Source organism: Paenibacillus thermoaerophilus, from assembly GCF_005938195.1.
Taxonomy (GTDB): domain Bacteria; phylum Bacillota; class Bacilli; order Paenibacillales; family Reconciliibacillaceae; genus Paenibacillus_W; species Paenibacillus_W thermoaerophilus.
In genome coordinates this window covers 43,865-64,819 of sequence record NZ_VCQZ01000021.1, presented here as the reverse complement: position 1 = coordinate 64,819, position 20,955 = coordinate 43,865, and the positions used below count along the sequence as shown (strand labels likewise).

Here is a 20,955-nt window from a genome sequence, read left to right as displayed (position 1 = left end):
ATGGCGGAGGGGAACCACGCGTACCCATCCCGAACACGACCGTTAAGCCCTCCAGCGCCGATGGTACTTGGACCGAAGGGTCCTGGGAGAGTAGGACGCTGCCAAGCGATAGCGAGTCCTCAGCTCGTATGAGCGGGGGGCTCGCTTTTTTATTCGACTGAAACGAAGAGGGCAACCCGCGGGATGAGGCGCGTATATTTCGCCCGGCATTGGCCCTACAATAAGAAAAGCTTCGATTCAAACGCGCGGCCGCAGGATGGCCGAAACTTCCGCGCGCAGACGGCCGAAATGATCCCGCCGCGCGAAAATTTCGCAGCGGAAACGCATAAAGGCCGCTTGCAATTTTCAGACGATGAGCTATAATATGGTTAAGGTCAAAGAAAGTCAAAGTCAGGACCGGGACACGTCTCCAAAACGTTACAAGACGAATATCCGTCTCGTCAAGGAGACGGGGACCGGGACTGAGGACCGTTTTTCGGACGGAGGGGTGAAGTGGTGCGCAATATTTCGGATTTGATCGAGCAGCATTTGAAGTACATTTTGCAGAACAGTCCGAACGGCACAATCGAAATCCAACGCAATGAATTGGCCGATCAATTCCAGTGCGTTCCGTCGCAGATCAATTATGTCATCGGCACCCGATTCACCGTCGAGAAGGGGTACATCGTCGAGAGCAAGCGCGGCGGCGGCGGCTATGTCCGCATCCAGAAAGTCGAACTTCCTCCGACGGACGGGCTCAAGGGTCATTTGTTCAGTCTTATTCAAGATTCAGTCGATCAGCCGACAGCCGAAGGCTTGATCAGCCGATTGGCCGAGCAGAAGTTCCTCAGCGAACGCGAAGCCCAGATGATGAAGGCGGCGTTGTCAAGAGATACGCTGCAGCTCAAGCTCCCCTTGCGGGATCAGGTCAGGGCCCGGCTGTTCCGGGCGATGCTCACTGCGCTACTCAGCAAATAGCCGAAGGCGGAGGAGGGATTCGAGGATGCTTTGTCAAGAATGCGGCAAACGTCCGGCGACGCTTCATTTCACGAAGATCATCGGCGGCGAGAAGACGGAGTTTCACATCTGCGAATCGTGCGCGCGGGAGAAAGGGGATATGATCCCCGGGACGCCAAACGGGTTCTCGATTCATAACCTGTTGTCAGGACTGCTGAATTTCGAATCGGCAGGCGGAGCGAAGCCGACGCCGCCTCCGCGGTGCGAAAACTGCGGGCTGACCTACAGTCAGTTCAGCAAGCTCGGCCGCTTCGGCTGCAGCTCTTGTTATACGTATTTCGCAGACCGGCTTGACCCGCTGTTCCGCCGGGTTCACGGCAATACGGTTCACGTCGGCAAAGTGCCCAAGCGGACGGGCGGACTGCTCAAGTACAAGCGCGAGCTGGAATCGATGAAGCGGGAGCTTCAACTGCGCATCGAGCGGGAGGAATTCGAAGCGGCGGCGCAGCTAAGGGACCGCATTCGCGAGCTTGAACGCAATCTGAACGAAGCATAAGCGGGAGGGAGCGTTATGAACGAACGGTTTTTTCGGGAGGCGCTCAGCGACTGGATGAAGGGCGGCGGCCCGGAGCCGGATATCGTGATCAGCAGCCGGGTGCGGATTGCCCGTAACATCAGGTCGCATCCGTTCCCATTGCTGGCGACGAATCAGCAGGCGCGCGAGGTGCAGGATTTGGTCCGGCAGGTTGTGGCGGCGGACGGGCAGCAGCAGCTCGGCGAGTACGAGTTTTTGTCGCTCGACCAGCTCAGCGACCTGCAGAAACGGGTGTTGGTCGAGAAGCATCTGATCAGTCCGGCGCTGGCGAACGAATCGCGCGGCGGCGCCGTCATCCTGAGCGCGAACGAAGCGGTCAGCATCATGGTGAACGAAGAAGACCATCTGCGCATTCAATGCCTCAAGCCCGGTTTTCAGTTGAAGGAAACGTGGGAATTGGCCAACCGCATCGACGATTGGTTTGAATCCCGGCTGGAATATGCGTATGATGAGAAAAAGGGTTATTTAACCAGTTGCCCGACGAACGTCGGCACCGGTATCCGCGCTTCGGTGATGATGCATCTGCCGGCGCTTGTTATCACACAGCAGATGAACCGCATCCTGAACGCAATCACGCAAGTGGGGCTGGCGGTGCGGGGCATCTACGGCGAGGGCAGCGAGGCGACGGGCAATCTGTTCCAGGTGTCCAATCAGATCACGCTCGGTCAGACGGAAGAGGAGATCATCGACAATCTTCATAACGTGACCCGGCAACTGATGGAGCATGAAAGGGCGGCCCGCCATAAGCTCATGCAGGAGTCGAGGGTGCGGCTGCTCGACCGGATCAGCCGGTCGTACGGCATCTTGTGCCACGCGGCGGTCATCGATTCCAAAGAAGCGGCCCAGCGGCTGTCCGATGTGCGGCTGGGTGTCGATCTGGGATTGATCCAGACGGTAAGCCCCCAAATGCTGAACGAGCTGACGGTCGTGACGCAGCCCGGTTTTCTGCAGATGGCGTCCGGGGAGAAGCTGACCCCGGAGGACCGGGATATCCGGCGGGCGGAGATGATCCGCCAGCGGTTGAATCCGGCACGGTGATGAGCAGGGCTCATCGGATGAGGATAAACGAAATCCAACGCGGAGGTGTTCGCATATGATGTTTGGACGGTTCACGGAACGGGCGCAAAAAGTGCTCGCATTGGCGCAGGAGGAAGCAGTTCGCCTCGGCCACAACAATATCGGCACGGAGCATATCCTGCTGGGTCTGATTCGGGAAGGAGACGGCATTGCCGCCAAGGCGCTGGTGGCGCTGGGGCTCGGTCTGGAGAAAATTCAGGACGAGGTCGAGTCGCTGATCGGACGCGGACAGGAGCAGCCGACGAACATTGCGTATACGCCCCGCGCCAAAAAAGTGATCGAGCTGTCCATGGACGAAGCCCGCAAGCTCGGCCATACGTACGTCGGCACGGAGCATATTCTGCTGGGTCTGATCCGCGAAGGCGAGGGCGTTGCGGCGCGCGTGCTGAACAACTTGGGCATCAGCCTTAATAAAGCCCGCCAGCAAGTGCTGCAGCTGCTCGGCTCCAACGAGGCGGTATCGTCGAATCACGGGGCTCCCGCCAACGTAAGCACGCCGACGCTGGACGGACTGGCGCGCGACTTGACGGCTGCGGCGAAGGACGGCAACCTCGATCCGGTCATCGGCCGTTCGAAGGAGATCGAACGCGTCATCCAGGTGTTGAGCCGCCGGACGAAAAACAATCCGGTGCTGATCGGGGAGCCCGGCGTCGGCAAAACGGCCATCGCGGAAGGGCTGGCCCAGAAGATCGTCAACAACGAGATTCCGGAGACGCTTCGCGACAAACGCGTCATGACGCTGGATATGGGCTCCGTCGTGGCGGGCACGAAGTATCGCGGCGAGTTCGAGGACCGCTTGAAAAAAATCATGGATGAGATTCGCGCGGCGGGCAACATCATCCTGTTTATCGATGAGCTGCATACGCTGATCGGCGCGGGCGGCGCGGAGGGCGCGATCGACGCGTCGAACATTCTGAAGCCGGCGCTGGCGCGCGGCGAGCTCCAGTGCATCGGCGCTACGACGCTGGACGAATACCGCAAGTATATCGAGAAGGACGCCGCGCTGGAACGCCGGTTCCAGCCGATCACGGTCGATCAGCCGACGCCGGAGGAAGCGATCCAGATTTTGCACGGGCTGCGCGACCGTTACGAAGCGCATCACCGCGTGAAAATTACGGACGAAGCAATCGAGCAGGCGGTGAAGCTGTCCGACCGTTATATTACCGACCGGTTCCTTCCGGACAAGGCGATCGACCTGATCGACGAAGCTTGCTCCAAGGTGCGGCTGAATTCGTTCACGGTGCCGCCGAACTTGAAGGAACTGGAGAACAAGCTGGAGGATATCCGCAAGGAGAAGGATTCCGCCGTTCAGAGCCAGGAGTTCGAAAAAGCGGCCAGCCTGCGCGACACCGAGCAGAAACTGCGCGAAGAGCTCGAGCGCACGAAAAACGAGTGGAAGGAAAAACAAGGCCGTTCCGACTGTGCGGTTACGCCGGAAGATATCGCGCATGTCGTCGCAAGCTGGACCGGCATCCCGGTCGTGAAGCTGAAGGAAGAAGAGACGGAACGGCTGCTTAAGATGGAGGAGATTCTCCACAGCCGCGTGATCGGACAAGATGAAGCGGTCAAAGCGGTCAGCCGGGCGATCCGCCGGGCCCGCGCGGGGCTGAAAGATCCGAAGCGGCCGATGGGATCGTTTATCTTCCTGGGCCCGACGGGCGTCGGCAAAACCGAGCTGGCCCGCGCGCTGGCGGAAGCGATGTTCGGCGACGAGAACGCGGTCATCCGCATCGACATGTCGGAATATATGGAGAAACACTCCACCTCCCGCCTCGTCGGAGCGCCCCCCGGATATGTCGGTTATGAAGAAGGCGGCCAATTGACCGAGAAAGTCCGCCGTAAACCGTACTCCGTCGTGCTGCTGGACGAAGTCGAGAAGGCGCATCCGGAAGTGTTCAACATCCTGCTGCAAGTGCTGGAGGACGGCCGGCTGACCGACTCCAAGGGCCGCACGGTCGACTTCCGCAACACGCTGATCATCATGACGTCCAACGTCGGCGCGGACATGATCAAGCGCAATTCCTCGCTGGGCTTCACCGCCATGCAGGATGCCGGACGCGACTACAACAACATGAAGGACAAAGTGATGAACGAGCTCAAGAAAAGCTTCCGTCCGGAGTTCCTGAACCGGATCGACGAGATCATCGTGTTCCACTCGCTGGAGGAAGAGCATATCGCCCAGATCGTGTCGCTGATGTCCGACGAGTTGAACAAACGGCTGAAAGAACAAGACGTGGAGTTCCGCCTCAGCGACAGCGCCAAAGCGTTCCTCGCGAAAGTCGGCTTCGACCCGGCCTTCGGCGCGCGTCCGCTGCGCCGGGCGATCCAGAAGCACATCGAGGACCGTCTGTCCGAAGAACTGCTGAAAGGCAACATCGCCAAAGGCGATTCGGTGCTGATCGACGAGAAGGACGGCGAGCTGGTCGTGCTGAAGAACGAAGAGGCGAAGGCGGCGCAAGAGCAAGTCTGAGAGCCTTCGAACGGCATTTGAAAGAAATGGCGGTGCATGGGGGATACCCGTGCGTCGCCATTTCTTGCTTCCGGTCTATTTTCCCGCTTTTTGTGCAAGGCTTTTTTCGCTTATTTCCCGGCGACAGCGATATTTTGTATCGCTATGCAAATGCGGAAGCCGCGGCACGGCCGCGTTCATGATATTCTCTATCAGATACGGCAACCATCCCCTGGCCCAATGCTGCTCTTGCACATGGCCGATACGCTCTCCGGACATTTTTTCGTTCCGGAGCCAAATACAAAGCTGTCTCTCCAGATTCGTTCACAACCTGCTGAGACAGCTCCATTTGTTTCAATGGCGGATCTGCGGACCGCCGGCTACTGCATCGGCAGCCAGTTTACTTTCCAGATCCCGGATTCGTTTTTGGTCAAGCCGAACCCTTTTTGATCTTCCCGAATCGATAAACCGGAACCCGCTTGCGGGGAGCTTCCTTCGGGAGTGAGCACGATTAACGCGGAATCCCCGTCGATCCGCTGGTCGAGCCGGTACGTCCGCTTCCATTGCTCCCATTGGTCTTGAGCCCGCTTCGCTCCGTCCGGATCGTTGGCGATTTCGGACAGAAACTCTTCCCGCGGAGGCGTTGCCGCCTCTTTTCCCTGAATATACAGAGCGTACAGCGTGTCGTAGTCGCCGTCGAGGGAGGCGTTCACGTAGAAGAGGAACAAATCGATCGGCTGCAGCCCCCGGAGCTTTTCATCGTCCTTATCGGCCTTGAAGGCGTTATAACGCTGCGCCTGTTCGGCGGAGAGCTCCCATCCCCCTGCTTCGCCGCGATTAGCGAACGGCGCAAACGGGTTCGGAACGGCGGTAGCCGCAGGTCCCGCGATGCCGGAATTCGGCCGCCACCGCTCGGGAATCAGGACGGCTGCGAACAGGCACACCGCCAGCGCGGCCGCCGACAGAACCGGGAGCAGCCAAGCCGGCCGTTTCCGGGCAGGCCGGGCATCCAGTTCTGCCGCTTTGCGTTCGATTTGGCGGACGAGCTTGATCGGCAGCGTTTTTCCGGGGGGGAGATCTCCCTTCAAACGCTCGTACCATGCCGGTTCTTGCTTGCTCATCGCTCGGACTCCTCCTTCCACATGTCGGATATTTTGCCGCACGCCCGCGAGAACCGGGATTTGACCGTGCCTTCCGAGATCCCCAACATGTCCGCAATCTCCCGGTTGTTCCATTCGTATCGGGCGTCGAGAATCAGGACTTCCCGGTATTTGACCGGAAGCCGGAGCACAAGTCCCCAGATGTCGTCCCGAAGCGCATTCTCCAGAGCGCCTTGCTCGGCGGAGGGCGAATGTCGGTTAGGGATCACCCTATCCATCAGAATCGCCTTCCGGATGAACGCGGAGCGGCGGTCGCTCGCGACGGTGTTTCTCGTAATCGCCAGAAGCCACGTTTTGACGGAGGGTTTCCCTTGGAAGGAGCCGATGCTCCGGTACACCTTGAGAAAGACATCCTGCGTAATGTCGTCCGCCATTTCGGGCCTCCGCATCAGGAAGAAGGCGCAGTTCCATACCTCTTGGCCGTACGCCAGCATGAGTTCGCGGAGCGCGTCGCCGTTCATCGCGGACAGGTAACGCCAATGCTCCTCGTCCGTGGCCGTGCAGGCAGGGTCGCGGGATGGCTGTCTCCGGGTTTGAAGTTCCAAGTCCAAAGCGGTCACCTCCATCCATTAGACGCCGCTTCCCGCATCGCCGTTCCCTTTATTTGGGACGATGGAGAAAAAAAGCTCCGTTCCCCTTAAACCGGGGAAACGAAGCTTCCGAACAGACCGGGTCACAACGTCAATCGCCGCTGTACCGCAGCCACGGCGCCGAGTGCGACGGCATCCTCTCCGAGCTTGCCCGTGCTGAATTCCACCTGATAGGCGGGATAATGGTAGGTTTTCTGCTTCGCCACCTCGACCGCTTGTTCGATGAACTGCGGGTTGTTCGTCAGCAGCGTCCCGCCGAAAATCACCTTTTGCGGGTGCAGGATGTTCAGCAGATTCGCCAGTCCGATGCCGAAATAAACGGCGCTTTGCGAGAACAGTTCGCGCGCGAGCTCGTCACCCGCCCTCAGCGCTTCTTCGAGATGCGAATAGGCGAGACGGTCGGGATCGTCCACGAGCTCGGTCAGCAGGGTGCGCCTGCCTTGCTTCAGGGCGGAGCGGGCCGCGGCCTCCAGCGCCTGCGTGGAGACGTAGGTCTCCAGGCTGCCGAAGTTGCCTTGTCCGTCCGGCGGCCGCCGTCCGTCCGCCTCGATAATCATCTGGCCGACCGCGCCTTCCATATCGACCGCCCCGTACACGAGCTCGCCGCCCGACATCATGGCCGAACGGATTCCCACGGCCACATGCAGATACAAATAATGCTCCAGACGCGGCGAAGGATCTCCGAAATATTCCCCGAGCAGCGCCATATTCGCGCCGTTGTCGAGCACGACGGGCAGTTGAAGCCGCTCCTCCAGCATCCGCACGATGGGCAGGCCTTCCCAACCCGGCGATGGGAAATGCCGCGGGTTCCCGAGTACGCCGCTGACGCGGTCTAGAGGCCCGACCGCGCCGACGCCGACGCCCAGCACGCGATCCCGGCCCAGCTTCCGTTCGCGCATCCAGCCGGAAGCAATATCCGCAATCTGCCCGATCAGCTTGTCGGGAGTGAGCGTGTCATTCATCGTCCAGACATGCGACTCCAGCTTGTTGAGATGCATGTCCGCCAGGACAAGCCTTGTCGCGGATCGGGAAATGTCCACACCGAACACATAAGCATACTCGGGATTAACCCGAAACAAAACGGGCGGCCGACCGCCCGTGGACTCTCCGTATCCGTGCTCCTGCAACAAGCCGATGGCCGTCAGCTCTTCCAATATCCGCGTCAGCGTGCTTCCAGGCAGCCCGGTCAAATCCTTCAGGTCGAGTTTGGACAAGGATCGGTGCCGAAGCATCCAATCCATCACGTCTTTGGCCTTGCGATTGGACAGTCGTTCTTCGATCTTCACGTCTGTTCACTCTCCCGGGAGGGCGCCGCCGGTTATCCGTATACGGCGACCCCGAACAATCCTGAGACAAGTATGACATAAATAGGATGGATACGGAAGATCAGAAGTGCGCATAACGAACCGGCGAATATCGCGATTTGAACGAACATCTGCCAGGAAAAGGCCGGAGTCAGGCCGATTTGTCCGGCGAAGGCGATTGCGGCGTAAGCGATCAATCCGGTCGTGACGGCCCGCAAGCCGTATAGCGCGGACGAAACAAGAGCATGCTGCCGCAGACGGTAATAGAAGGCCCCCGCCAGCAGCATCAACAGCAGCGAGGGCAGCACCATTCCGGCGGCTGCGGCCGCCGCGCCTGTCCAGCCCGCTTGGGCGTAGCCGACGGCGATTGCGCCGTTGGTCGCGAGCGGTCCCGGCGAGAGGGCGGCGACCCCGACCAAATCGGTGAATTCGCCGGCCGTCAGCCAGCCGTGACGCTCGACCGCCTCCTGCCGAATTAGAGGCAGCAGCGCATACCCACCGCCGAAGGAGACGAAACCGATCCGAAGAAACGTCCAGAACAGCAGCCAGTGAATCATGGGTTCATCCCTCCGTTCTCAGATGCCGCTGCCGATGAAGTAATCGGGATAGACATATTCGCTCGGGGCGGATTGGGCCTCCGCTTTCGATTGGGGCCATTCCGGCTTGAAACGTCCCAGCTTGCGAAGGACGGAGGCGTAGACGAGGCCGGCGGCCCCCCCGCCCAGGATGACGACGAACGGCGACCAGCCCGCCAGCAGGAGCGCCAGGACGGTGGCTCCGGCGATCAGCCAGGTTGCCGCATCGACCAAGGCGGTCCGTCCGATTTTATAGCAGGCGTATACGATCAAAGCCACGATCGTGGCGCGAATGGAGACGAATGCGGCTTGCACTTTCGGGTGATCCTGAACATGCAGGAAAAAAACAAACAACCCGAGCACGATCAGAAAGGTCGGCAGCAAAATGCCCAGCAGGGCGGAGACGGCCCCGGCCGCACCGGCCACCCGGTAACCGATCAGCATCGCGGAATTGATGCCCATCGCGCCGGGCGCCGCGCCGGCAATCGCGAGCATGTCCGCCAGATCGCGCCCTTCCAGCCACTTGCGCTTCCCGACGACTTCGCGTTCGATCAGGGGCACGACGGCATAACCTCCCCCGAAGGTGGCGGGGCCGATCCGCAGAAAGCTGAGAAACAAGGCGGCCAACAGACGGATGTCGAAGAGGGGCGGCCGATTGCGGTTTTTCATGGTGCGGTCACATCCTGTTACAGCTTGTTGCTTTAATCGTACGATACTTTTAACCAAAATGGAATTAAGTTATTTTGATCCCCCGTCAAATAATCGTTTATACGTAAAAATGCTTGTCGGATTACTATGATTGACTGCCCTTTTGTCCGAACAAAAAATAATTTGCTCCCGCGATTCTTCATTTTGAAGCCCCTTCCGGACGATATTAAAGGTAATGCGATGTGCCCTTTCCTACGGTCGCCCGCCCATGGTAGAATTAGGGATAGCGATTTGCCGGCTGCGGCCGGTACCCTAAAGGCGGAACATCATGGCCAAAACGAAAACGAAATTTGTCTGTCAGGAATGCGGATACGATTCGCCGAAATGGTTCGGGAGATGCCCGGGCTGCCAGGCATGGAATACGATGGTGGAGGAAGTGGACCGCGAGCGGCCGGGAAAAGGCCGTTCGTTCGAATCGGCTTTATCCTCGGCGAAAGAAAAGCCGCTTCCGATCATACACATAGAAAGTGTGCAGGAGCCCCGGATTCATTCCGGCATGGACGAGCTGAACCGCGTGTTGGGCGGAGGTCTCGTACCGGGCTCTCTCGTGCTTGTGGGAGGCGATCCGGGCATCGGCAAGTCGACGCTGCTGCTGCAGATGTCGCATTCGCTGACCCGGCAGCAGTTGCGGGTGCTCTATGTGTCCGGCGAGGAATCCGTCCGCCAGACGAAGCTTCGCGCCGATCGTCTCGGCGCTTTGTCGGAGCGGCTCTACGTGTTGTGCGAGACGAATCTGGAGCTGATCGAAGAAGCGATTCTCCAGATTGAGCCGCATGTCCTGATCATGGATTCGATCCAGACCGTGTACCATCCCGCGGTGACTTCCGCTCCGGGAAGCGTGGCGCAAGTGAGGGAGTGCACGGGCCACTTTATGCGGATCGCCAAGGTCCGGGACATCGCCACGGTGCTTGTCGGCCACGTCACGAAGGAAGGCGCGATCGCGGGCCCTCGCCTGCTGGAGCACATGGTCGACTGCGTGCTTTATTTCGAAGGGGAACGGCATCATACGTATCGGGTGCTTCGGGCGGTGAAAAACCGCTTCGGCTCCACCAACGAGATCGGCATATTCGAGATGCGGGAGGAAGGCTTGCGGGAGGTCGCCAATCCTTCGGAGCTGTTTTTGAACGAACGGCCCAAAGGGGTCGCGGGCTCCGTCGTCGTGGCCAGCATGGAGGGGACGCGCCCGATGCTCGTCGAGCTCCAGGCGCTGGTGTCGCCGACCAATTTTCCGAGCCCCCGCCGCATGGCCACCGGCATCGACTACAACCGGCTTACGCTGATTATGGCGGTGCTGGAGAAGCGGGTCGGCCTCGTTCTGCAAAATCAGGACGCGTATCTGAACGTCGCCGGCGGCGTCAAGCTTGACGAGCCGGCGATCGATCTGGGCGTGGCGATAAGCGTCGCTTCCAGCTTCCGGGATCGGCCTACGTCGCCGTTCGACGTGGTGATCGGCGAGGTCGGCTTGACGGGGGAGGTGCGGTCCGTGTCCCGGGTGGATCAGCGCGTGCGCGAGGCGCTAAAGCTCGGATTCCGGCGCGTGATTCTCCCGAACCGTTCGCTCAAGGGCTGGACGCCGCCGGCCGGCATCGAGGTCATCGGCGTCGATGACGTAGGCGAAGCGTTAAAAGCGGCCTTGGACTAAAACCAAAAGGGCCGGATTTATATAGATACGGGGGGAACTCATGAAATGCGAGAGCAGCATCGCGACAAAGAAGAGCAGTCGCAACAAATTATGAATCAGGTGCTGCAGTTGGTGGCGCCCGGCACGCCGTTCCGCGATGGCCTGGAGAACGTGCTGAGGGCCAAGACGGGCGCTCTGATCGTGGTCGGCTACAGCCAGGAAGTGATGGATCTGGTCGACGGGGGATTCTCGATCAATTGCGATTTTACCGCCAACCACCTGTATGAGCTGGCGAAAATGGACGGGGCGATTATCCTCAGCGAGGACTTGAAGCGCATTTTGTTCGCCAATACGCAGTTGATCCCCGATCCCACGATTCCTTCGGTCGAGACGGGCATCCGCCACCGCACGGCCGAACGCGTCGCCAAACAGACCGGCAAGCTGGTCGTCTCGATCTCGCAGCGGCGCAATGTCATCACGCTGTATCAGGGGAACTGGCGCTACTCGCTGAAGGATATCGGGGTGATTCTGACCAAGGCGAATCAGGCGCTGCAGACTCTTGAGAAATACAAGGCGGTCTCCGACCAAGGGTTTACGAACCTGGGCGCCTCGGAGTTCGAAGAAGTGGTCACCTTCCACGACGTCGCCAACGTGATCCAGCGCGTGGAGATGGTGCAGCGGATCAAAATGGAGATCAAACGCTACATCCACGAGCTCGGCACCGAAGGCCGCCTGATCCATATGCAACTGGAAGAGCTGGTCTCCAATATCGGACATGACATGTACCTGCTGGTGAAGGATTACTGCCGCGATCCGCAGGAGGACAAAATCAGGGAAATCATTCATGGCCTGAAGAAGCTGAGCTCGGAAGAACTGCTGGACCCGCTGCATATCATCCGGCTGCTCGGCTATCCGAATGCCGCAACCGTACTGGAGGAGTCGGTCTCTCCACGAGGGTATCGGCTGCTGCATAAAATACCGCGCCTGCCGTCCGTCATCATCCACAATCTGGTGGAGCGGTTCGGCCAGCTTCCGATGATTGCCGGGGCGTCGATCGAAGAACTGGACGAAGTCGACGGCATCGGGGAAGTTCGCGCCAGAGCCATTCAGGAAGGGCTTCGCCGCATCCAGGAGCAAGTCTTCATTGACAGACATATTTAATTCCCATAAAATCAATGAAGTTGGGAAGCGAATACGAACATGCCGAATAGCCTGCATCAAGCTGGGAATAGTATGGAGCGAGGTGGCGCATAAATGATACGCAATTCCATCCCGAACCTGTTTACGGTGGGGAATTTGTTTTTGGGGATCGTCGCGATTATATTGGCTTTTACCGAGCAGGCCGAATTGGCCTCCATCATGGTCATCGTCGCCATGCTGCTGGACGGCTTGGACGGCAGGGTCGCCCGCGCGTTAAACGCGCAGAGCGAATTCGGCAAAGAGCTCGATTCGTTGTCGGACGTGATCTCTTTCGGCGTCGCCCCCGCGTTTATCATGTATGTCGTCGCCTTCCAGGATTTGTCCAGCGCGCCCACGGCTTGGATCGTCACCGCCATCTTCCCGATTTGCGGAGCGCTGCGTCTGGCCCGGTTCAATGTCATCGAAGGGGTTCCGGGATATTTTATCGGACTGCCGATTCCGGCGGCGGGCGGCATTCTCTGTACGCTCGCTCTGTTCGAAGCCCAAATCAACTCGCCGGTATTGCTGATCGTCAGCACGCTGCTGTTGTCGTATCTGATGATTAGCACCGTCAAATATCCGAGCTTCAAGAAAATCGGCCTTTCCAAAAAAGCGTTGTGGGTGTTGCCGCTGCTGCTTGTCGTCTGCGTCGTGCTGGCGGTTAAGTATCCGGGCCCGCTGTCCAGGCTGATTTTCGTGCCGCTCTTGCTGTACGCGCTCTGGGGCCTAAAAAAAAACGTTGATGTCCTGATCGTTTATGTGTTCCGGCGCAATCGCCGCAAGCGGGACGACCGCATCAACCGGCAAGCTTAATCTTATACCGCGTAAATCATTTGAGGATAAAAAGCATTTATTCTTTCGGCCACGCCGGCGAGAATAAATGCTTTTTTTTTATCGGCTGGCCGCGAGTCCGTACGAGGGACAAGAAGAACGGCTCCCAGTCCTCGGCCCGGGGGAAGGCGAGCCGTTTTTGTTTGGCGGAGGGGAGGAAGAAGGTTTCTCATATTTGTCCGGGCCCCCCGATTAACACGGGCCGAATTGGTTCATACTGGTAGTGGGACATGGTTCCTAACGATGGAGGTGAAAAGAATGCTGAAGCGAACGATACAGGTCTTATTGGTGGCCTTCGGCGCTTGGATCGGTTGGCTGTCCAGCGTGCCGGTATCGGCTCTGTTATGGAATTGGTCGGACGGGGATCTGCGGGTCGAATCGTCATGGTTATTCGCACTGGCCGGAGCGGCTGCCGGATTGGCGGCATCGCTGTGGGGAGTGGAGCCGGCCGGCAAGCGCCTTCGCGTCTGGGAGACGGCGATGGCGGATATGGCCTTGGCGGCGATCGCAGCCAGAGCGGCTGGACTTATTCTTGGATTGGGCATCGCGGCTTTGGTCTGTCCGGCGTTGACTCGGCTGGGCGATGTCGGCACCGTGATGGCGGTTGCGCTGACGGCGGGTCTTGGAGCGGCAGGCTACCGGCTGGGCCGGACGAAGTCGGACGAGCTGACGGCGGTATGGCCCGGTCTTCAGACGAAATCCAATGATGAGACGTTGCGGGAAGATCACAAAATCCTGGATACGAGCGTCATTATCGACGGACGGATTGCGGATATCTGCAAGACCGGATTTATCGAGGGCACGCTGGTGATTCCCGAGTTCGTGCTGGAGGAACTGCAGCATATCGCCGATTCTTCGGATTTGCTGAAGCGCAACCGGGGAAGGCGGGGGCTCGATATCCTGAACAAGATCCAGAAGGAGCTCGACGTGAAGGTGTTGATCTACGACGGCGATTTCGAGGAATGCTCCGAAGTGGACAGCAAGCTGGTGAGACTGGCCAAGCTGCTCAAGGGCAAGGTCATCACCAACGACTTCAACCTGAACAAGGTGTGCGAGCTGCAAGGCGTGCCGGTGCTGAATATCAACGATTTGGCCAATGCCGTGAAACCGGTTGTGCTGCCGGGCGAAGAAATTCTCGTGCAGGTCATCAAGGACGGCAAGGAGCATGGTCAAGGCGTCGCCTATCTCGACGACGGCACGATGATCGTCGTGGAAGGCGGTCGCGATTATATCGGCACGACCGTCGAGGTTATGGTGACCAGCGTGCTGCAGACGTCCGCGGGCCGAATGATCTTCGCCAAACCGAAATTATTGGAAAAAGCGCAGTAAAACAGGTATGATAGACATAGATCTGGGCCCGGCTTGTTTCATGGGGAGCCGGGCCCGCGCACGTTCGGCGAAGGGCGGAGAGGTGGTCGACATGAACGAGAACAGAAGCCGGTTTCATGCGGTGATCGTGGCGGCGGGCCGCGGATCGCGCATGGGAACGGCGGAGAGCAAGCAATATTTGCCGCTCCGGGGCAAGCCTGTGCTGGGTCATACGCTGGAGCGGTTCGCGGAGATGGCGGAGACGGAGATGATCGTCATCGTGACCGGGCGCGACGATGTGGAGCGCTGCCGGGAGCTGGCGGCCGCCCATGCGCCGGGCAAGACCGCGGCGGTCGTGCAGGGGGGAGCGGAACGCCAAGAGTCGGTCTACCTGGGGCTCAAGGAGCTGCTCCGCCGGGGCGTTGCGGCGGAGGAGACGGTGCTGATCCACGACGGCGTCAGACCGTTCGTGGAAGCGGAAGACATCCGGAAGTTGCTGGAGGCGCTCTGGGAAGGCGCGGAAGGGGCGGTTCTGGCCGTGCCGGTCAAGGATACGATCAAGGCGGTCGGCAACGGCGGCCTGATCGAGGAGACGCCCGACCGGTCCCGCCTGTGGGCGGTTCAGACGCCGCAGGCGTTCCCGTTCGCGTCGGCGCTGAAGGCGCACGAGCTGGCGCGGCGGGAAGCGTTTGTCGGGACGGACGACGCGATGCTGGCGGAGCGCATGGGGCTGCGCGTCCGGGTCGTGCGGGGAAGCTACGACAACATCAAAATTACGACGCCGGAAGACCTGCGATGGGCGGAGCAGATTGCCCGGAATTCGCGGGAAGAGGGAGGCAACCAGACGGATATGATACGAATCGGACAAGGATTTGACGTGCATCAACTGACGGAAGGCCGCAAGTGCATCATCGGCGGCGTGGAGATTCCTTACGAGAAAGGTCTGCTCGGCCACTCCGACGCGGACGTGCTGCTGCACGCCATCGCGGATGCAGTGCTGGGAGCGCTCGCGCTGGGCGATATCGGCAAGCATTTTCCCGACACCGATCCGGCGTTCAAAGACGCCGACAGCGTGAAGCTGCTGCGCCACTGCTGGTCGCTGGCCCGCGAGCGCGGGTACCGGCTGGGCAACGTGGACGCGACGATTATCGCGCAAGCGCCGAAGATGGCTCCGCATATCCCGCGGATGGCCGAAGTGATCGCCGGAGCGCTGGAGGCGGACGTGTCGCAGGTGAATGTCAAAGCGACCACTTCGGAGCGTCTCGGCTTCACGGGACGGGGCGAAGGGATTGCCGCTCAGGCTGTTGTTTGTCTTGTCAAGGCTGTGCTATCATGATGTTTATTTCGTGAATAGAGGGGGCGAACGGCAATGACGACGGCATTGCGGGTTCGTTACGCGCCGAGCCCGACGGGGCATCTGCACATCGGCGGGGCGCGGACGGCGTTGTTCGATTATTTGATGGCGCGCAAGCATGGCGGCCAATTCGTGATACGGTTCGAAGATACCGACCAGACGAGACATGTGGAGTCCGGCGTGGACAGCCAGTTGGCGGGACTCCGCTGGCTCGGGCTGGACTGGGACGAGAGCGTCGATGTCGGCGGGCCTTACGCGCCGTACCGGCAGACGGAACGGCTGGATCTGTACCGTCCGTATACGGAGAAGCTGCTGGCGGACGGGCATGCGTACTACTGCTATTGCACGGAGGAGGAGCTGGAGCGGGAGCGCGCGGAGCAGGAAGCCCGGGGCGAGATGATCCGCTACTCGGGCAGATGCCGGCATCTGACCGCCGAGGAGCGCGCCCGGTTCGAGGCCGAAGGGCGCAAGCCGTCCATCCGGTTCCGCGTGCCCGAAGGGCGCGTCATCGGCTTCGACGATCTCGTGCGCGAGCATGTGGAGTTCGAGTCGGACGGCATCGGCGACTTTATCATCGTGCGACCGGACGGCATTCCGACGTATAACTTCGCCGTCGTGCTGGACGACCATCTGATGAAGATCACGCATGTCATCCGCGGCGAGGAGCATCTGTCCAACACGCCGAGGCAACTGCTGATCTACGAGGCGCTGGGCGTTCAGCCGCCGAAATTCGCGCATCTCGCGCTGATCCTGAACCAGGACCGCAAGAAGATGAGCAAGCGTGACGAATCGATCATCCAGTTCATCGAGCAGTACCGCGATCTGGGTTATTTGCCCGAAGCGGTCATGAACTTTATCGCGCTGCTCGGCTGGTCTCCGAAGGGCGAGGAAGAAATATTCGACAAGGCCAGCCTGATCGAGCAGTTCGACCTCGACCGGGTGTCCAAGAGCCCGGCTGTGTTCGACATGGATAAGCTGAACTGGATGAACAACCACTACATGAAGCAGGCGGATCTGGGACGCATCGTCGAGCTGGCGATTCCGCATCTGCAGCGCGCCGGGCGGCTTCCGCAGGAGCTGAGCGGCGAGCAGCGCGCGTGGGCGGAGATGCTGATCGGCCTGTTCCGCGACCAGCTTCGTTACGCGGCGGAGATCGTGCCGCTGTCCGAGCTGTTCTTCCGCGACGAAGTGGAGCCGGAGAACGAAGAAGCCGCCGCCGTGCTGCGCGAGGAGCAAGTGCCCGCTGTGCTGGCCGGACTGCTGGCGCAGGTCGAATCGGCCGCGGAGTGGACGCCGGATGCCGTCAAAGCGGCTCTCAAGCAAGTGCAGAAGGAGACCGGCCACAAAGGGAAATCGCTGTTTATGCCGATTCGTGTCGCGCTGACGGGTCAGACGCACGGTCCCGATCTGGCCGTCTCCATCTGTCTGTTGGGCCGGGAGCGCGTCGCGGAGCGGCTTCGCCGGCGGCTGTAAGCGGGCATTTCCGCCGAGCGGCGGCGGGAGCGGCCGGGCAAGCCCATTGTAACCGGGTACGGTTTGGAGTATACTACAAGCAAATAGGATCGGCGACGAACAGGAGAGTACGCGCGAATCCGGGATTCCAGAGAGGGCTGCCTGAGGCTGAGAGCGCCTGTCCCGTTCGCGGCGGAAATGCGCCTGGGAGCCGACCGTTCGAATCGACGCCGGGGGAAGTCCCGGGCGGATTCGAGGTGGAACGGTCCGGGTGGCCTCGTTAAAGGCTTTTCAAGGGGGTCCGTACCCTGCAGGGGGGCGGATCAAGCAGAGTGGAACCGCGTGGATAAGCGTCTCTGCAGCTTCGGCTGCAGTGGCGCTTTTTTTTGCGGGATCAAGAGGCGATCGCCAAAGGTTGCCGGACCGCTCTAATTAGCGGCTTAAACACACGAGGGAGGGGGAGGCCCATGTGGAAACAGATTCGTTCGGACATTGAAGCGGTGTTCCAGAACGACCCCGCGGCGAAAAGCGTGTTTGAGGTCGTGCTGACGTATTCCGGCCTCCACGCCATCTGGGCGCACCGGATCGCGCATTGGTTTTACCGGAAGGGCTGGTATACGGTGGCGCGCGTTATTTCGCAGATCAGCCGCTTCTTCACGGGAATCGAGATTCACCCCGGAGCGCGTATCGGCAAGCGATTGTTTATCGACCACGGAATGGGGGTCGTGATCGGCGAGACGTGCGAGATCGGGGACGATGTCGTGCTGTACCAGGGCGTCACGCTCGGCGGCACGGGCAAAGAAAGCGGCAAGCGCCATCCGACGATCGGCAACAATGTCGTCATCTCTTCGGGGGCCAAGGTGCTCGGGTCGTTCACGATCGGCGACCACAGCAAGATCGGCGCGAACGCCGTCGTGCTTAGCGAAGTGCCGCCGTACAGCACCGTCGTCGGGCTGAAGGCCAGAGTCGTGAAGCAAAACGGCGTCAGCCTGAATAAGCTGGATCACGACAAACTGCCGGACCCGCTTATCGATATCATGACCAAGATGCAGGATGAGATCGCAAGCCTGCGCGAACAAGTGAATGAACTGAAGCAGGAGAACGCGCGCCTTGCGCGAGAGCAGCATGAAAGGGAGAAGATCGTCGCGTATGAACGAATCGGCGAAGGTTCAAATTTATAACACGATGACCCGGACCAAGGAACGGTTTGTTCCGCTGAAGCCCGGGCAAGTCAGCATGTACGTATGCGGACCGACGGTGTACGACTATATCCATATCGGGAACGCCCGGCCGGTTATCTTTTTCGACGTCGTGCACCGGTATTTGACGTTCCTCGGGTACGACGTGAAGTACGTCGTGAACTTCACGGACGTCGACGATAAGCTGATCCGCCGCGCCGCCGAACAGGGGACGACCGTAACCGAAGTCGCGGACAAATACATCCGGGCTTTCCTCGAAGACGAAGCGGCTCTGGGTGTCAAGCCGGCGACCGTCCACCCGAGAGTGACGGAGAACATTCCGGAGATCGTGTCCTTTATCGAGTCGCTGATCGCGGACGGGCACGCTTACGAGAGCGGCGGGGATGTGTTTTTCAACACGTTGTCGTTCCCGGAGTACGGGAAGCTGTCGCATCAGAAGCTTGAGGAGCTGCAGCACGGCATCCGGATCGAAGTCGACGAGCGCAAGAAGCATCCGCACGACTTCGTCCTGTGGAAGGCCGCGAAGCCCGGCGAGATCGCGTGGCCCAGCCCTTGGGGCGAAGGACGCCCGGGCTGGCATATCGAGTGTTCGGCGATGATCCGCAAATACTTGGGCGACACGATCGACATTCACGGCGGCGGCTTCGACCTGCCGTTCCCGCACCATGAGTGCGAGATCGCGCAGTCGGAATCGCTGACCGGCAAGCCTCTCGCCAAGTATTGGATGCATAACGGATATTTGAATCTCGGGCAGGAGAAAATGTCCAAATCGCTCGGCAACGTCGTCAACGTCCGCGATCTGCTGAAGAAGACGTCGGCGGAAGCGCTGCGGTTCGTCATGCTGTCCACGCATTACCGGAATCCGCTGAATTATCACGAGGAGTCGATCAAGCAGGCGGAGAACGCGCTGGAGCGCATCGGCAACTGCCTGGGCAACCTGCGGCACCGGATGGCGTCTCTCGCCCCGGACGGCGGCGCGATCGACGTGGAGACGGCGGAGCGGGTGACGGAAATCTGCCGGGCGTTCATGGACAAAATGAACGACGACTTCAATACGCCGGACGCGATCACGCAGTTGTTCGAGCTGGTGACGCTGACCAATCAGGTGCTGCAGCGTCCCGTCGTCACGCGGGCAACGCTGGAGCTGTTGGACGGCGCGTTCGCCGATTTCGACGCCGTGCTGGGCGTGCTGCCGAAGCCGGCCGTGGAGGCGGAAACTTTGGACGAAGAGATCGAGCGGCTTATTCAGGAGCGCCAGGAAGCGCGCAAAGCCAAAAACTGGGCGCGCGCGGACGAGATCCGCGACCTGCTGACGGCGAAAGGCATCGTGCTGGAGGATACGCCGCAGGGCGTACGGTGGAAGCGCAAATGAGCGTCGATCTGTTGTTGCCTTTCCCTCCCGGCAAGCGTCCCGACCTGATCCATCCGCTGGTGCTGGCTTACCTGGGGGACGCGGTGTACGAGATGTATGTCCGCCAGTATCTCATCTCGCAACCGAACCACAAGCCGGACCACCTGAATCGCGAAGCGGTCAAATGGGTATCGGCCAAAGCGCAAGCGCGTCTGCTGGAAGCGTGGAGGCCGTACCTGACGGAAGAAGAAGCCGATATCGCCCGGCGCGGCCGCAACGCCAAGTCGCAGCGGCAGCCGAAGAGCGCCCATGTGCTGGAGTACCGGGCCAGCACGGGATTCGAATGCCTGATCGGTTATTGGCACTTGACGGGGAGGACGGACCGGCTTGTCTCGATGCTGAAGCGGACGTTTGAAGACGGCTTGGCATGGCCGGGCGCCGCGGGGGACGAGGCGGCGGATCACGCTGCCGAACTGGATGACAAAGGTGGAGATCAATCGTGACTCAACACGAACAAGAATATATCGGCGGCCGCCACGCCGTGACGGAAGCGCTGCGGTCGGGGAGGTCGATCCATAAGCTGTTTGTCGCGGAAGGGGCCAGGGAGAGCTCGCTGCAGGCGCTGCTCGCCGAGGCGCGGAAGCAGGGCGTGCTGGTGCAGCAGGCCGACAAGCGCAAGCTGGATCAACTGGTGCCGGGGGTTCAGCACCAGGGCGTCGTCGCGCAGGCGGCCGCCTACCGTTATTTCGAATTGGACGAGCTGTTGGACCGGGCCCGCGAGTCCGGCCGGCCGCCGCTGCTCGTCGTCCTGGACGAGATCGAGGACCCGCATAATCTCGGGTCGATCCTGCGTACCGCGGACGCGGCGGGCGCTCACGGCGTGATCGTGCCGAAGCGGCGTTCCGCGGGACTGACCCAGACGGTCGCCAAAGTATCGGCGGGAGCGGTCGAATACATGCCGGTCGCCCGGGTGGCCAATCTCTCCCAGACGATCAAGCGGCTGAAGGAAGAAGGTTATTGGGTGGCCGGTTCCGACCTGTCCGCGCGGCAAGAAGCGTATGACGCGGACTTTACGGTCCCGCTGGCGATCGTCATCGGCAACGAAAACGCGGGAATCGGGCGGCTGGTAAGAGAATCGTGCGACTACCTCGTCAAGCTCCCGATGATGGGCCGGATTCAATCCCTCAACGCTTCGGTCGCCGCAGGAATTTTGCTGTACGAGGTCGTCCGCCAGAGGCGCGCGGCTTCCCGGGCGTAACGGCGGCT

At 60.3% G+C, this 20,955-nt stretch carries 19 protein-coding genes, 1 rRNA gene and 1 pseudogene; 16 read left to right on the top strand and 5 right to left on the bottom strand.

Features of this window, described 5'->3' with window-relative positions; all coding sequences use genetic code 11:
- The 5 genes from rrf to clpC all read left to right on the top strand — a co-directional run.
- Window positions 1-107, top strand: a 5S ribosomal RNA gene (gene rrf / locus FE781_RS13915); the annotation flags it as partial.
- 388 nt (window positions 108-495) lie between these two features.
- Complete coding sequence (locus FE781_RS13910) at window positions 496-957, top strand: CtsR family transcriptional regulator (protein ID WP_138790234.1); 462 nt, start codon at window positions 496-498, stop codon at window positions 955-957.
- Window positions 958-982: 25 nt separating this feature from the next.
- Window positions 983-1,492: a protein-arginine kinase activator protein McsA gene (gene mcsA, locus FE781_RS13905; protein WP_138790233.1), complete on the top strand. Its 510-nt coding sequence runs from the start codon at window positions 983-985 to the stop codon at window positions 1,490-1,492.
- Between the two features lie 15 nt (window positions 1,493-1,507).
- A complete protein-coding gene (gene mcsB / locus FE781_RS13900; RefSeq protein ID WP_138790232.1) occupies window positions 1,508-2,569 on the top strand; it encodes a protein-arginine kinase McsB in 1,062 nt (353 codons plus the stop codon).
- A gap of 55 nt (window positions 2,570-2,624) precedes the next feature.
- On the top strand, window positions 2,625-5,078 hold the full coding sequence (clpC, locus tag FE781_RS13895) for an ATP-dependent protease ATP-binding subunit ClpC (RefSeq protein WP_138790231.1): 2,454 nt from the start codon (window positions 2,625-2,627) through the stop codon (window positions 5,076-5,078).
- Between the two features lie 359 nt (window positions 5,079-5,437).
- Here the strand turns inward: clpC and FE781_RS13890 are convergent, their stop codons facing one another.
- The 5 genes from FE781_RS13890 to FE781_RS13870 all read right to left on the bottom strand — a co-directional run bounded on the left by FE781_RS13890 (window position 5,438) and on the right by FE781_RS13870 (window position 9,355).
- Window positions 5,438-6,178 (bottom strand): hypothetical protein, encoded by a 741-nt coding sequence (locus tag FE781_RS13890; RefSeq protein ID WP_138790230.1) that lies wholly within the window; start codon window positions 6,176-6,178, stop codon window positions 5,438-5,440.
- Window positions 6,175-6,678 carry an RNA polymerase sigma factor gene (locus FE781_RS13885; RefSeq protein WP_138790241.1) on the bottom strand — a complete coding sequence of 168 codons (504 nt, stop codon included), beginning with the start codon at window positions 6,676-6,678 and terminating at the stop codon, window positions 6,175-6,177. The genes FE781_RS13890 and FE781_RS13885 overlap by 4 nt, the downstream gene beginning before the upstream one ends.
- 212 nt (window positions 6,679-6,890) lie before the next feature.
- Window positions 6,891-8,093 carry an ROK family protein gene (locus FE781_RS13880; protein WP_246068175.1) on the bottom strand — a complete coding sequence of 401 codons (1,203 nt, stop codon included), beginning with the start codon at window positions 8,091-8,093 and terminating at the stop codon, window positions 6,891-6,893.
- Between the two features lie 32 nt (window positions 8,094-8,125).
- On the bottom strand, window positions 8,126-8,668 hold the full coding sequence (locus FE781_RS13875; protein ID WP_138790229.1) for a chromate transporter: 543 nt from the start codon (window positions 8,666-8,668) through the stop codon (window positions 8,126-8,128).
- 18 nt (window positions 8,669-8,686) lie between these two features.
- Window positions 8,687-9,355 carry a chromate transporter gene (locus FE781_RS13870; protein WP_138790228.1) on the bottom strand — a complete coding sequence of 223 codons (669 nt, stop codon included), beginning with the start codon at window positions 9,353-9,355 and terminating at the stop codon, window positions 8,687-8,689.
- 307 nt (window positions 9,356-9,662) lie between these two features.
- Here FE781_RS13870 and radA point away from each other — a divergent pair, with 307 nt between their 5' ends.
- The 11 genes and pseudogenes from radA (at window position 9,663) to rlmB (ending at window position 20,947) form a co-directional block, all read left to right on the top strand.
- Window positions 9,663-11,036, top strand: coding sequence for a DNA repair protein RadA (gene radA, locus FE781_RS13865; protein ID WP_138790227.1), 1,374 nt, complete (start codon window positions 9,663-9,665; stop codon window positions 11,034-11,036).
- A 45-nt stretch (window positions 11,037-11,081) separates the two neighbouring features.
- Window positions 11,082-12,176, top strand: coding sequence for a DNA integrity scanning diadenylate cyclase DisA (gene disA, locus FE781_RS13860; RefSeq protein WP_138790226.1), 1,095 nt, complete (start codon window positions 11,082-11,084; stop codon window positions 12,174-12,176).
- Between the two features lie 93 nt (window positions 12,177-12,269).
- Window positions 12,270-13,007 carry a CDP-diacylglycerol--serine O-phosphatidyltransferase gene (gene pssA / locus FE781_RS13855; RefSeq protein ID WP_138790225.1) on the top strand — a complete coding sequence of 246 codons (738 nt, stop codon included), beginning with the start codon at window positions 12,270-12,272 and terminating at the stop codon, window positions 13,005-13,007.
- 276 nt (window positions 13,008-13,283) lie between these two features.
- Entirely contained in the window at window positions 13,284-14,354 is a 1,071-nt protein-coding gene (locus tag FE781_RS13850) for a PIN/TRAM domain-containing protein (RefSeq protein ID WP_138790224.1), read from the top strand.
- A gap of 7 nt (window positions 14,355-14,361) precedes the next feature.
- Window positions 14,362-15,138, top strand: a pseudogene (gene ispD, locus FE781_RS17840) (2-C-methyl-D-erythritol 4-phosphate cytidylyltransferase); the annotation flags it as partial.
- 45 nt (window positions 15,139-15,183) lie between these two features.
- Window positions 15,184-15,669 carry a 2-C-methyl-D-erythritol 2,4-cyclodiphosphate synthase gene (gene ispF, locus FE781_RS17835; RefSeq protein WP_246068178.1) on the top strand — a complete coding sequence of 162 codons (486 nt, stop codon included), beginning with the start codon at window positions 15,184-15,186 and terminating at the stop codon, window positions 15,667-15,669.
- A gap of 33 nt (window positions 15,670-15,702) precedes the next feature.
- Complete coding sequence (gene gltX / locus FE781_RS13840) at window positions 15,703-17,160, top strand: glutamate--tRNA ligase (RefSeq protein ID WP_138790222.1); 1,458 nt, start codon at window positions 15,703-15,705, stop codon at window positions 17,158-17,160.
- 446 nt (window positions 17,161-17,606) lie between these two features.
- Complete coding sequence (gene epsC, locus FE781_RS13835; RefSeq protein ID WP_138790221.1) at window positions 17,607-18,320, top strand: serine O-acetyltransferase EpsC; 714 nt, start codon at window positions 17,607-17,609, stop codon at window positions 18,318-18,320.
- Window positions 18,289-19,710, top strand: a complete 1,422-nt coding sequence (cysS, locus tag FE781_RS13830) for a cysteine--tRNA ligase (RefSeq protein ID WP_138790220.1) — start codon at window positions 18,289-18,291, stop codon at window positions 19,708-19,710. The genes epsC and cysS overlap by 32 nt, the downstream gene beginning before the upstream one ends.
- Window positions 19,707-20,192, top strand: a complete 486-nt coding sequence (locus FE781_RS13825) for a Mini-ribonuclease 3 (protein WP_138790219.1) — start codon at window positions 19,707-19,709, stop codon at window positions 20,190-20,192. The genes cysS and FE781_RS13825 overlap by 4 nt, the downstream gene beginning before the upstream one ends.
- Window positions 20,189-20,947: a 23S rRNA (guanosine(2251)-2'-O)-methyltransferase RlmB gene (gene rlmB / locus FE781_RS13820; protein ID WP_138790218.1), complete on the top strand. Its 759-nt coding sequence runs from the start codon at window positions 20,189-20,191 to the stop codon at window positions 20,945-20,947. Before FE781_RS13825 ends, rlmB begins: the two co-directional genes overlap by 4 nt.
- Window positions 20,948-20,955: the final 8 nt, after the last annotated feature.